Raw genomic sequence first — 12103 nt, 5'->3', positions numbered from 1 at the left:
GGCCGCGTACGCCCAGTGGCTCACCCCTGCCCTGCCGCTCTACGGCAACGACCACGAGCGCGCCGACTTCGCTCCCTGAGGCGCCCCGGCACCGGACGCCCCCTTCCCTCTCACGTCGCACCGGGAGCGATGCCCCATGTCCGTCGACAGTTCCGGGATCCGGGCGGTGCTGCGCGCACCCCAGGTCCTCCGGGTCCTCCTCAGCAGCCAGGTCGGCCGGCTGCCCACCGCCAGCGGGCCGCTGGCCCTGCTCCTCTTCGCCCGCCAGTCGCTGAGCCTGGCCGCCGCCGGCCTGCTGGTGGCCGCGTACACCGCCGGGATGGCCGTGGGCACGCCGCTGCTCGCGCGCGCGGTGGACCGCTGGCGGCAGCCGCCCGTGCTGTGGGCCGCCGCGGTCCTCTCCGGCCTCGGGTTCGGCGCGGTGGCGCTGACCGGCGGGCACCTCAGCGGCGCCGTGGTCGGCGCGGCGGTGGCCGGGCTCGGCACGCCGCCGCTCGAGGCATGCCTGCGTACCCTCTGGCCCGCCCTGCTCCCGCCCGGCACGGTGCCCACGGCGTACACGCTGGACATCGCCGTGCAGGAGGTGATCTTCGTGGTCGGCCCGCTGGCCACCCTCCTCGCGGTGACCCTGGCCGGCCCGCCCGCCGGCCTGGTCGCCGCCGGGGTGCTGCAGCTCGCCGGCACCGCGGCGTACGCGCTCAGCCCCGCCGTCCGCGCCTGGCGCGGCGTGCCGGCGGCGCGGCACTGGGCCGGCCCGCTGCGCGTACCCCGGTTCAGCGTGCTGATGGCCGGCGTGGTCGGCGTCGGCGCGGCGGTCGGCAGCATCGCGGTGGCCGTGACCGGCTACGCCGAGGCGGCCGGCGACCGCCGGCTCAGCGGCTGGCTGCTCGCGGCGCAGGCGGCCGGCGCCCTGGCCGGCGGCCTGCTCTACACCCGGGCCCGGCCGGGCGGGCCGGGGCGACTGCCGCTGCTGGCCACCGCGCTCACGGTCGGCTACCTGCCACTGCTGCTCGCCCCCGGTCCGGTCCCGATGGCCGGCCTGCTGGTGGTCAGCGGGCTCGCGCTGCCGCCGGTGCTGACCGCCATCTTCCTCGCCGCCGAGCGGCTCGCCGAGCCGGGCACGGTGGCCGAGGCGTTCGCCTGGGTGAGCACGGCGTTCGTGGTCGGCAGCGCCGCCGGCTCCGCGCTCGCCGGCCCGCTCGTGTCGACCGACCTCCGGTACGGCCTGTCGGTCGCCCCGGCCGCCGCGCTGCTCGGCACGGCCATGCTCAAGGCCGCCTCGCGCGGGGAGTGGCGGCGGCCCGAGAAGGGGCCCGAGCCCGGGGCGGAGGTCTACGCTCGGTCCTCATGACACCCGCGCGTCCGGGGTCCGGCAACCCGGCGCCGGCCGACCGGGTGACCGCCGTGGAGGTCTTCTTCGACCTCGTCTTCGTCTTCACGTTGACCCAGCTCACCCAGGTGCTCCAGGAGGAGCTGACGCCGGCCGGGCTGGCCCGGGTGCTGCTGCTCTTCGGCATCCTGTGGTGGATGTTCGACGGCTACGTGTGGCTGGCCAACGCCGTCCCGCCGCGGCTGCCCAGCCAGAAGCTGCTGCTCTTCGTGGGGATGGTCGGCTTCCTGCTGGCCGCGGTCGCGGTGCCCGAGGCCTTCGACCACGCCGGGCCGCTGTTCGGCGTGGGCTACCTCGTGGTGATCGCCGTGCACCTGTCGCTGTTCAGGCAGGCCGGCGTCAATCCGGCACTGACCCGGCTCGCCGCGTACAACCTGGGGTCGGCCCTGCTGGTGGTCGTGGGCGGTCTCGTCGGCGGCACGGCCCGGTACATGTGGTGGCTCGCGGCGCTCGCGCTCCAGTCGGTCGTGCCGTACCTGGTGCCCCGCTTCTCCTGGGTGCGCGTGCTGCCCATGTTCCGGCTCCAGCCGGGGCACTTCGTCGAGCGGCACGGCCTCCTGGTGATCATCGCGCTGGGCGAGTCCGTGGTGGCGATCGGGATGGGCGTGGACACCGACCAGCTCGGGATCGGCACGGTGGCCGTCATCGCGCTGGCGCTGGCGCTGCCGGCGGCACTGTGGTGGACGTACTACACCGACACGTCGGCGGCGGAGCAACGGCTGGCGGCGACCGGCCCGGAGCGGGCCCGGCTGTCCCTCCGGGTGGGCTTCGCCCACATCCCGCTGCTGCTGGGCATCGTGGTGGCGGCGGCCGGCATCCACGCCACCGTGGCGCATCCGGGAGAACCGGCCGGCTGGCGCTCGGGCCTGGCGCTGGCCGGCGGCGTGGCGCTGTACCTGGTCGGGATCGTGGGACTGCGCCGCACGCTGCACTCAGCCCCGGTGCTCAGCCGCCTGGTCACCGGCGTGGCCGTGCTCGCCACCGTCCCGGTCGGCACCCGGCTGAACGCCCGGGTGCAGCTCGTCGCGGTGGTGCTGATGCTTGTCGTCATGCTGCTGCTCGACCGGCGGCCGTCGGACCGGCCTCACAGCCAGCCGCGGCGCTTGAACAGCAGGTAGAGGGCACCGCAGACGGCGGCCATCAGCGCGATGGCGAACAGGTAGCCGTACCGCCAGCCGAGTTCCGGCATGTGCGCGAAGTTCATTCCGTAGACCGTGCCGATCAGGGTCGGCGCGAACAGGATCGCCGCCCAGGCCGACACCCGCTTGATCTCCTCGTTCTGCTCGAAGCTGGCGGCGGTCAGGCTGCGCATCTCCTCGTTCTGCGCCTGCGAGACGAGGGTCGCGTTGACGGTGAGGATGTTCTGCAGCAGGTGCCGGAAGCCGTCCACCCGCTCGACGACCTGGGTAAGGTGGTCCGCCACGTCGCGCAGCCGGCGGCGCAGCTCCTCGCCGGTGCCGTACCTGTCGAAGCCGACGATGAGCGCGTCGACGACCTTCAGCAGCGGGCGGGCCGCCCGCTGGAACTGGATGACCTCCCGGCTCAGCTCGTAGATCCGGCGGCTGGCGTTGGGGTCGCCGCCGAACACCTCGGTCTCGATCTCGTCGATGTCGTTCTCCAGCCCGGCGACCACCGGGGCGTAGCCGTCGACCACCCGATCGAGCACCGCGTACAGGACGGCCTCGGGGCCGAGTGCGAGGACGGCCGGTTCCGCCTCCATCCGCCGCCGGACGCCGGCCAGGTCAGGCGCGCCGCCGTGCCGGACGGTGATCACGAATCCCGGCCCGAGGAACAGGTGCACCTCGGCGAACTCGACCTCCTCGCGCTCGTCGAGGTAGCGGGCGGCGCGCAGCACCACGAACAGGGTGTCGCCGTACCGCTCCAGCTTCGGCCGCTGGTGGGCGTTGATGGCGTCCTCGACGGCCAGCTCCGGGAGCTGGAACTCGGCGGCCAACGAGTCGATCTGCTCCGGGCTCGGCCGGAGCAAACCGATCCAGGCCATGGCCCGGTCGAGTTCCTGCAGGCAGGAGAACGTGTCGGCGAGACTGACCGGTGAGGCGCGGCGCACCCCGTCGACGTAGACCCCGCTGTCGACCAACCCGGCGGGCCGCTCCGGCTCCGCCGCGCCCCCGTCGGCGGCGTGCTCGTCGAGGCGGCGGCCGAACCCCTCCGACGGCGCCGGGAACCGGTTGTCCGACATGCCCTCCCCCGCTCCTCGGCCGGCCCGCCGAGTCCCCCGCGACGACCGGGGCAAACCCGGCCGGTTCACGGGCGGTAGCGGTAGCCCATGCCGGGTTCGGTGATCAGGTGCCGGGGCCGCGCCGGGTCGTCCTCCAGCTTGCGCCGCAACTGGGCCATGTACTGGCGCAGGTAGTTGGTCTCGTTGTGGTACTCCGGGCCCCACACCTCGTGCAGGAGCTGGCGTTGGCTGACCAGCTTGCCCGGGTGCCGCAGCAGCTTCTCCAGCATCGCCCACTGGGTCGGGGTGAGCTTGACCTCGACGCCGTCGTCGCGGGTCACCACCCGGTCGGCGAGGTCGACGGTGTGCCGGCCGATCCGCTGCGTGGCGGCGGACCCCGGGCCGGCCGCATCGGCCGGGGAGCCGGCGAGCCTCCGGGTCACCGCCCGGATCCGGGCGAGCAGCTCGTCCACCCCGAACGGCTTGGTGACGTAGTCGTCCGCGCCCGCGTCGAGGGCGGCCACCTTGTCCTCGCTGCCGGCCCGGCCGGAGAGCACGATGATCGGCACGCCGGTCCAGCCACGTAGGCCCCGGATCACCTCGGTGCCGTCCAGGTCGGGCAGGCCGAGGTCCAGCACCACGAGGTCCGGAGGATGGCCGGCGGCGGCCTTCAACGCGGCCGCCCCGCTGTCGGCCACCGCGACGTCGTAGCCGCGGGCCCGCAGGTTGATCCGGAGGGCGCGAAGGATCTGCGGCTCGTCGTCGACGACCAGGATGCGGGTCATTCCTGCGGCCCCTCCGGGTCGATTCCGCCGGTGCCGGCCGGCAGCCGCAGCACCATGGTGAGACCGCCGCCGGGCGTGGTCTCCGGGGTGATGCTGCCACCCATCGCCTCCGCGAGCCCCCGGGACAGCGCCAGCCCCAGCCCGACCCCGGTCTGGTTGTCCCGGTCACCGAGGCGCTGGAACGGCAGGAAGACGTGCTCCCACTGGTCCTCCGGGATGCCCGGGCCGGTGTCGATCACCCGCAGCTCCACCTGACCGGCGTGCGCGCTGGCCGTGATCGTCGGCGGGCGTCCGGGCGGGCTGTGGCGCAGCGCGTTGGCCACGATGTTGACAAGCACCCGCTCCAGCAGGCCGGGGTCGGCGAGGGCCGCGGGAAGGTCGGGCGGGATGTCGGTGGTCACCTCGGCCGCCGCCGGGCCCAGCTCGTCCAGGGCGCGGGGTACGGCGTCCTCCAGCCCGATCGCGGTGGCGCTGACGCCGAGCGCGCCCGCCTGGAGCCGGCTCATGTCCAGCAGGTTCGCCACCAGCCGCCCCAACCGGTCCAGCGACTCGTCGGCGGTGGCCAGCAACTCCTCGCGGTCGTCGGCGTCGAACTCGACGTCGTGGCTGCGCAGGCTGCTCACGGCCGCCTTCGCCGACGCCAGCGGCGTACGCAGGTCGTGGCTGACCGCGGCGAGCAGCGCGGTGCGCATCCGGTCCGCGGCGGCGAGCGGCCGGGCGGTGGCGGCCTCCTCGGCGAGCCGCTCCTGCCGCAGCGCGACGGCGGCCTGGGCGGCGAACGCCTCGACGACCCGGCGGTCCGCGGCCTCCAGCCGCCGGCCGGCGAGCACCACGCTGAGCCGGTCGTCGACCGGCACCACGGTCTCCCCGGCGCTCGGGCTGCCCGGCGGGGCGTCGCCGACGCTGGCCACCACCCGCCAGGCCGCCGCCTCCCGGTCCCGGGCCGGGCGGCCCTCCGCCTCGGCGGCCAGCTCCAGCACGCTGACCGCGCGCACCGCGAAGGTCTCCCGGAGCCGGTCCAGCAGCGCGGGCAGCGGCCGCTCGCCGCGCAGCACGCTGCCCGCGACGGTGGCCAGGGTCTGCGCGTCGGCGGAGGCCCGGGCGGCCTCGCGGGTCCGCCGGGCCGCCACGTCGACCACCCAGCTGACCGCGATGGCGACCCCGATGAACACGCCGAGGGCGAGGAGGTTGTCCGCCTCGGCGATGTCCAGGGTGTGGACGGGCGGGGTGAAGAACCAGTTGAGCAGCAGCGAGCTGCCGAGCGCGGCGGCCAGCGCCGGCCAGAGCCCGCCGACCAGGGCGACCCCCACCACCCCGGCGAGGAAGAGCAGGATGTCGTTGGTCAGGGTGAGGTCGGGCAGCGCCCCGAGCAGCAGGCTGAGCAGCGGCATCCCGATCCCGGCGAGAGCGAAGCCGAGCAGCCTGCGGCGCCGGGACAGCGCCGCGGGCACGGCTGCCCGGCGGCCCCGACCCGCCTGGGCGTGGGTCACGAGGTGCACGTCGATGGCGCCGGAGAGCGCGGTCGTGGTGACGCCGACCCCGCGCGAGAGCAGCTGCGCGAACCGCCCCCGCCGGCTGGCCCCGAGCACCAGCTGGGTGGCGTTGACGCCGCGCGCGAAGTCGAGCAGCGCCGCCGGGATGTCGGTGCCGAGCACCTGGTGGTACGTGCCGCCGAGGCTCTCCACGAGGACCCGCTGCCGGGCCAGCTGGGCCGGGTCGGCGCCGGCCAGCCCGTCGCTGCGGGCCACGTGCACGGCCAGCAGGTCGGCGCCCTTGCTCCGGGCGGCGACCCGCGCCGCCCGGCGCACCAGCGTCTCGCCCTCCGGGCCGCCGGTCAACGCGACGACCACCCGTTCCCGTGCCTCCCAGGTGGCGGAGATGCCCTGCTGGGAGCGGTAGGCGTCGAGCTGCTCGTCGACCTTGTCGGCCAACCAGAGCAGTGCCAGCTCGCGCAGCGCGGTGAGGTTGCCGACCCGGAAGTAGTTGCCGAGCGCGGCGTCGATCCGGTCGGGCCGGTAGATGTTGCCGTGCGCCATCCGGCGACGCAGCGCCTCCGGCGTCATGTCGACAAGCTCGACCTGCTCGGCGGCCCGGACCACCTGGTCCGGCAGCGTCTCCCGCTGGGTGGTGCCGGTGATCTGCGCGACGACGTCGTTGAGCGACTCCAGGTGCTGGATGTTCACCGTGGTCAGCACGCTGATCCCGGCGTCGAGCAGCTCCTGGACGTCCTGCCAGCGCTTGTCGTGCCGGGAGCCGGGGACGTTGGTGTGCGCCAGCTCGTCGACCACGGCCAGCTCGGGCCGGCGGGCCAGCACCCCGTCGAGGTCCATCTCGGTGAGGTCGACACCCCGGTAGCTGATCGACCGGCGGGGCACCAGCTCGAGATCGCCGATCATGGCGGCGGTGTGCGGCCGGCCGTGCGTCTCCACGAGACCGATCACCACGTCGGTGCCGCGCTCGGCGCGGCGCTGGGCCTCCTCGAGCATGGCGTACGTCTTGCCGACCCCCGGGGCGGCCCCGAGATAGATCCGCAGTTCACCCCTGGCCACGCACCCATCCTCCCTGACCGGAGGAGGGAACCCCGCCGGTCGCCGGGCGACGTGGCGGGATCCCTCCGCGAACACCGACGAACGGTCAGCGCGCCGGGAACCTCCGGTCGAGCGCGAGGTTCAGTTCCAGGGCGTTGACGGCGGGCTCGCCCATGAAGCCGAGCGCTCGGCCGCTGGTGTGCTCCGCGACCAGCCTCCGCACCGCCGCCGGGTCCGCCCCGCGCTCGCGCGCCACCCGGGCCACCTGGATCTCCGCGTACGCGGGGGAGATGTGCGGGTCGAGGCCGCTGCCGCTCGCGGTGACCGCGTCGGCCGGCACGGCCGGCTCGGCCGGCGCGTCGCCCCGGACCGGGGTGACGATCCCGCCCTCGGCCACGTAGTCGTGGTCCGGCCGGGCCAGCTCGACCGGGACGCCCTGCCAGCTGCCGACGAAGGGCGTCGCCGGCGCGACCTGGTTGACGCTGACCACCCGGGTGATCGGGCCGGTCAGCCCGCCGGCGCGGAACACGGCCAGCACCGCCCCGACACCGTCCCGCGTGCAGTAGGGCCGCCGCCCGTCCACGCCGTCCCGCTCACCGATGTCCCGGCTGCGGGAGCAGACCTGGGTGAGCAGGCTCCGGGTGGAGTCGTCGGGGTCGGCGCCGATGGTGTCGACCACGCTCTCCGGGCCCAGGTTGCTGGCCGAGGTGGCGGTCGGGTCGTAGCCGTCGCCGGCCGCCGACGGCCGGGACTGGAAGTAGCGCGGCACCGGGTTGCCGTCCGCGTCGGTGAAGAACTGGCCGATGAGCGAGCTGCCCACGGTCCGGCCGCTCACGCTCACCAGCGAGCCGTCGGCCCGGCTGTCGAGGCCGGGGAGCCGGCCGACGGCGACCAGGGCCAGCGGGTACGCGAGGCCGAGCAGGACGGTGAACACGAGCAGCGCACGCAGTGCGGCGAGATGGTGGGCGAGCCAGGTAGGGAGGCGCATCACGAGATCCCCGGAATGAGCTGGATGAGCAGGTCGATGAGCTTGATGCCGATGAACGGCACGATGACGCCGCCGAGGCCGTAGACCCACAGGTTGCGGCTGAGCAGCTTCGACGCGCTGGCCGGCCGGTAGCGCACGCCGCGCAGGGCCAGCGGGATGAGCGCGACGATGACGATCGCGTTGAAGACGACCGCGGCGAGGATCGCCGATTCCGGGCTGGCCAGCCGCATGACGTTCAGCGTGTCCAGTGCCGGGTAGATGCCGGCGAACATCGCCGGGATGATCGCGAAGTACTTGGCGATGTCGTTGGCGATCGAGAAGGTGGTCAGCGCGCCGCGGGTGATCAGCAACTGCTTGCCGATCTCCACGATCTCGATGAGCTTCGTGGGGTCGGAGTCGAGGTCGACCATGTTGCCGGCCTCCTTGGCGGCCGACGTGCCGGTGTTCATGGCCACGCCGACGTCGGCCTGGGCGAGGGCCGGCGCGTCGTTGGTGCCGTCGCCGGTCATCGCGACCAGCCGGCCGCCCTCCTGTTCCTTCCTGATCAGGGCGAGCTTGTCCTCGGGGGTGGCCTCGGCGAGGAAGTCGTCCACACCGGCCTCGTCCGCGATCGCCTTCGCGGTACGCGGGTTGTCACCCGTGATCATCACGGTCCGGATGCCCATCCGCCGCATCTCGTCGAAGCGCGCGCGCATGCCGGCCTTGACCACGTCCTTCAGGTGGATGACGCCGAGGGCGCGCGCCGGCTCGCCGTCGACGTGCTCGGCGACCACCAGCGGGGTGCCGCCGGTGCCGCTGATCGCGTCGACCAGATCGCCCACCTGCTCGGTCGGGTGGCCGCCGTTCTCGCGTACCCACTTCATGACCGCGGCGGCGGCGCCCTTGCGGATCCGGCGGACGCCGCCGTCGACGCTCTCCGCGCCGAGGTCGACGCCGCTCATCCGGGTCTGCGCGGTGAACGGCACGAAGGTGGCGTGCGGGATGAGTCCCGGTTCGCGCTCGCGCAGGCCGAACTCGTTCTTGGCGAGCACCACGACGGAACGGCCCTCGGGGGTCTCGTCGGCGAGGCTGGACAGTTGCGCGGCGTCGGCGACCTCGGCGGCGGTCACCCCCTCGACCGGGAGGAACTCGGCCGCCTGCCGGTTGCCCAGCGTGATCGTGCCCGTCTTGTCCAGCAGCAGCGTGTTCACGTCGCCGGCCGCCTCGACGGCCCGGCCGCTCATGGCCAGGACGTTGCGCTGCACGAGGCGGTCCATGCCGGCGATGCCGATGGCCGACAGCAACGCCCCGATGGTGGTGGGGATCAGGCAGACCAGCAGCGACACCAGGACCACGCCGCTGACGCCGGCGTCGGTGATCGCGCCGGTGTCCGGTGCGGCCGCCTGGTAGCCCTTGGCGAAGATCGCCAGCGGCTGGAGGGTCACCACGGCCAGCAGGAAGATGATCGTGAGCGCGGCGAGCAGGATGTTCAGGGCGATCTCGTTCGGGGTCTTCTGCCGGTTGGCGCCCTCGACCAGGGCGATCATCCGGTCGATGAAGCTCTCGCCCGGCTTCTGGGTGATCCGCACGACGATCCGGTCGGAGAGCACCCGGGTGCCACCGGTGACCGCGCTGCGGTCGCCACCGGACTCCCGGATGACGGGCGCGGACTCGCCGGTGATCGCCGACTCGTCGACGCTCGCGATGCCCTCGACCACGTCCCCGTCGCCGGGGATGATGTCGCCGGCCTCGACCAGGACGATGTCGCCCTGCCGGAGCTGCGGGGCGGGGACCGCCTCGTCGCGGTACGCGTTCGCCGCCGCGCCGGGCGTCCAGCCGACCAGGCGGGTGGCGACCGTGTCCTGTCTCGCCTGCCGCAGGGCGGCGGCCTGGGCCTTGCCCCGGCCCTCGGCGACCGCCTCGGCCAGGTTCGCGAAGACCACCGTGAGCCACAGCCAGACGGTGATCGCCCAGGCGAAGACCGACGGGTCGGCCACCGCCAGGACCGTGGTGAAGACGGCCCCGATCTCCACGATGAGCATGACCGGGTTGCGCCAGAGCGTGCGCGGGTCGAGCTTGCGCAGCGCATCCGGCAGTGACCGGATGAGCTGCTTCGGGTCCAGCAGACCCCCGCCGACCCGGTTGCCGCGGGTGGCGGGCGTGCCGGCCACCGGCTCCTCGCCGGTGCCGGATGTCACGGGCGTGACGGACATGTCCTCGTTCCTCATGGTGGTCACAGCCCCTCCGCGAGGGGGCCGAGCGCGAGCGCGGGAAGGTAGGTGAGCGCCACGAGGACCACCGTGACGCCGACGACCATCCCGACGAAGAGCGGTCGGTGGGTCGGCAGGGTGCCCTCGGACGCGGGGGTGGGCTGCTGCCGGGCGAGCGAACCGGCCAGGGCGAGCACGAAGATGATCGGCAGGAACCGGCCGAGCAGCATGCACAGCCCGAGCGCCGTGTCCCACCAGGTGGTGTTGACGGTGATGCCGGCGAAGGCGGATCCGTTGTTGTTGGCGGCCGAGGTGAAGGCGTACAGCACCTCGGAGAGGCCGTGCGGGCCGGCGTTGAGCGCCGTGTCGTTGTTGCCCGTGGCGAACGCCGCCGCCGTGCCGCCCAGCACCAGCGCAGGGGTGATCAGGAAGTACAGCGACGCCAGCTTGATCTCGCGGGCACCGATCTTCTTGCCGATGTACTCCGGCGTCCGGCCGACCATCAGGCCGGCCACGAACACCGTGACCACCGCCAGGATCAGCAGGCCGTAGAGCCCCGAGCCGACGCCACCGGGCGCGACCTCGCCGAGCATCATGTTGCCCAGCGTCATGATCCCGCCCAGCGCCGTGTACGAGTCGTGGAAGGAGTTCACCGCGCCGGTCGAGGTGAGGGTGGTGACCGCGGCGAAGGTCGCCGAGTTCGACACGTCGAACCGGACCTCCTTGCCCTCCAGCGCCGCGCCGACGGCCTGCGGGACGGTGCCGTGCCCGGCCAGCTCGACGACGGTGGTCAGGGTGACACTGGCCAGCGCGAGGACGGCCATGACCGCGGCGATCGCGTAGCCCTGCCGGTTCTGGCCGACCATCCGCCCGAAGACCCGGGGCAGGCTGAACGGGATGAGCAGGATCAGGAAGATCTGCAGCCAGTTCGTCCAGGCCGTCGGGTTCTCGAACGGGTGGGCGCTGTTGACGTTGTAGAAGCCGCCACCGTTGGTGCCCAGCTCCTTGATCACTTCCTGGCTGGCCACCGGCCCACCGGTGAGGTGCTGCGTGCCACCGGTCAGGGTGGTGACGTCGGTGCCACCGGAGAGGTTCTGCACCGCGCCGCCGACCATCAGCGCGAGCGCGCCGAACACGGCGACGGGCAGCAGGATCCGCACGGTGATCCGGGTCAGGTCGACCCAGAAGTTGCCCAGCTCGCCCGTGCGGCTGCGGGCGAACCCGCGGATCAGGGCCACCGCCACGGCGATGCCGACCGCGGCGGAGACGAAGTTCTGCACGGCCAGGCCGGCCATCTGCACGAGATGCCCCATCGTCGACTCACCCGAGTACGACTGCCAGTTCGTGTTGGTCACGAACGAGACCGCCGTGTTCCAGGCGCCGTGCGGCACCACGGGGTCGAAGCCCAGCGAGAGCCAGAGCCGGTCCTGGACCCGCTGGAACAGGTAGAGGAACAGGATCGAGACGGCCGAGAAGGCCAGCACGCTGCGGGCGTACACACCCGAGGTCTGCTCGGCGGCCGGGTTGACCCCGACCAGTCGGAAGATCGCCCGCTCGACCCGGGACTGCCGGCTGCCCGACACCACCCGGTACATGTGGTCGCCGAACGGCCGGTGCACGGCGACCAGCGCCGCCACCAGGGACAGCAGGAAGACGATCCCGGCTGTGGTCGTGGTCATCAGAAGCGCTCCGGGAACAGCAGGGCGACGACCAGGAACAGGCCCAGGCCGATCGCCAACACCAGGCCGACGGCATTCACCGCGCTCACCGCTCCAGACCCCTGACCACGAGGGCGAGCGCCGCGAACAGCGCCACCGTCACCAGCACGAACACCAGGTCAGACACGGCTGACTCCTCTTACCGGACGTTGTCGGGCGACCGCCTTCCGGTCGCGCCGAGCCATCACAACGCCGGATCGGGCGCGCGGACAGGGGCTATAACGCGACAGTGACGGCCGCGGCCGGTTTCTTGACGCGCCTTTCACACGGGGCGGCCCGCGGGGTGATGCGGGTCACCCGGCGCAGCTCGGCGGCCCGTGCCACGG

General features: G+C 73.5%; 9 protein-coding genes. 2 read left to right on the top strand and 7 right to left on the bottom strand.

What is annotated here, in order from left to right; genetic code table 11:
* Positions 1–136 precede the first annotated feature (136 nt).
* Together ACZ6PY_RS02890 and ACZ6PY_RS02885 are read left to right on the top strand one after the other, a co-directional pair.
* Complete coding sequence (locus ACZ6PY_RS02890; RefSeq protein ID WP_466068643.1) at positions 137–1351, top strand: MFS transporter; 1215 nt, start codon at positions 137–139, stop codon at positions 1349–1351.
* Entirely contained in the window at positions 1348–2508 is a 1161-nt protein-coding gene (locus ACZ6PY_RS02885) for a low temperature requirement protein A (RefSeq protein WP_466068641.1), read from the top strand. The genes ACZ6PY_RS02890 and ACZ6PY_RS02885 overlap by 4 nt, the downstream gene beginning before the upstream one ends.
* Here ACZ6PY_RS02885 and ACZ6PY_RS02880 read toward each other — a convergent pair.
* From ACZ6PY_RS02880 to kdpF, 7 genes are all read right to left on the bottom strand, one after another.
* Positions 2475–3590 (bottom strand): magnesium and cobalt transport protein CorA, encoded by a 1116-nt coding sequence (locus ACZ6PY_RS02880; RefSeq protein WP_466068639.1) that lies wholly within the window; start codon positions 3588–3590, stop codon positions 2475–2477. The genes ACZ6PY_RS02885 and ACZ6PY_RS02880 overlap by 34 nt on opposite strands.
* 65 nt (positions 3591–3655) lie before the next feature.
* Positions 3656–4354, bottom strand: a complete 699-nt coding sequence (locus ACZ6PY_RS02875; protein WP_466068637.1) for a response regulator — start codon at positions 4352–4354, stop codon at positions 3656–3658.
* Positions 4351–6903: a sensor histidine kinase gene (locus ACZ6PY_RS02870; protein ID WP_466068635.1), complete on the bottom strand. Its 2553-nt coding sequence runs from the start codon at positions 6901–6903 to the stop codon at positions 4351–4353. Before ACZ6PY_RS02870 ends, ACZ6PY_RS02875 begins: the two co-directional genes overlap by 4 nt.
* Before the next feature lie 85 nt (positions 6904–6988).
* Complete coding sequence (locus tag ACZ6PY_RS02865) at positions 6989–7870, bottom strand: potassium-transporting ATPase subunit C (RefSeq protein ID WP_466068633.1); 882 nt, start codon at positions 7868–7870, stop codon at positions 6989–6991.
* Entirely contained in the window at positions 7870–10062 is a 2193-nt protein-coding gene (gene kdpB, locus ACZ6PY_RS02860; protein ID WP_466068631.1) for a potassium-transporting ATPase subunit KdpB, read from the bottom strand. The genes ACZ6PY_RS02865 and kdpB overlap by 1 nt, the downstream gene beginning before the upstream one ends.
* 20 nt (positions 10063–10082) lie before the next feature.
* The gene (gene kdpA / locus ACZ6PY_RS02855; protein ID WP_466068629.1) at positions 10083–11738 is read right to left on the bottom strand and encodes a potassium-transporting ATPase subunit KdpA; all 1656 of its coding nucleotides are present in this window, start codon (positions 11736–11738) and stop codon (positions 10083–10085) included.
* Positions 11738–11827: a K(+)-transporting ATPase subunit F gene (gene kdpF, locus ACZ6PY_RS02850; RefSeq protein ID WP_262287437.1), complete on the bottom strand. Its 90-nt coding sequence runs from the start codon at positions 11825–11827 to the stop codon at positions 11738–11740. The genes kdpA and kdpF overlap by 1 nt, the downstream gene beginning before the upstream one ends.
* Positions 11828–12103: the final 276 nt, after the last annotated feature.

The organism is Micromonospora sp. NPDC048907 (assembly GCF_055586885.1).
This window is presented reverse-complemented; position numbering and strand designations above follow the sequence as displayed.